The following is a 722-nucleotide window of genomic DNA, read 5'->3' on the forward strand; positions in this document are numbered from 1 at the left end:
TTCACGCCTTTCATACGGCTTAAGAATTCGCTGCACTGTTGGTGCGGTTGCGGATGCGAGTACAGTGTTTTGATGTCTTCGAGGCGAATGTCTTTCGTTGCAACTAAGCAGTGCTCGATAGGTTGAGTCAGCTCACCAACAATATACAGCGTGGTGTGTTGCAGTAGGTCATATACTTCATTGATCGAGCCCGAGCTGGTGTTTTCGATGGGCAGCACACCGTAATCAGCATGGCCAGATTCCACCGTTCGAGTCACTTCTTTGAAATGCTCACAATTTAGCTCGATAAGCTCAGTATTTTTACGACTGAAATATTCGCGGCTTGCCAAGTGCGAGTAAGAACCTTTGGCTCCCAAGAAAGCGACGCGTGCAAGTGGCTTACGGCTTTGTTGCGGGTTAACAAGGTTTTGCAGATAACCTTGTTGAAGTAAGACAGAATCTTCAATGATGGTGTGGAAAAGTTTGGTGATGTACTGAGCGTCGAGTTCGTATTTGTCTCGGCCGTTGGAAATCAGCTTAACCAACAGTTGTTGTTCTCGAACGGCATCACGAACCGGTTTTGAGGTTTGTACTTTGCTTTTGGCTACTTCAATGCTGAGTTTACGGCGTTCAGACAGCAAGCTAAGGAGCTGGTCATCAAGCTCATTCAAGCGTAAACGAATTTCTTCGAGGGAAATAGGTTGGTCAGTCATCAATTCTTTCCTTATAAAAAAAGCCTCCCG

At 46.0% G+C, this 722-nt stretch carries 1 protein-coding gene; it reads right to left on the reverse strand.

Translation table 11 applies throughout. The annotated features are described in order from the left end of the window. Nucleotides 1–692: chorismate mutase (locus tag R7P74_RS26370; RefSeq protein WP_318123598.1), on the reverse strand; the 692-nt coding region annotated here is incomplete at its 3' end. Between the last annotated feature and the right edge of the window lie 30 nt (nt 693–722).

It is taken from the genome of Vibrio sp. 2033, assembly GCF_033339735.1.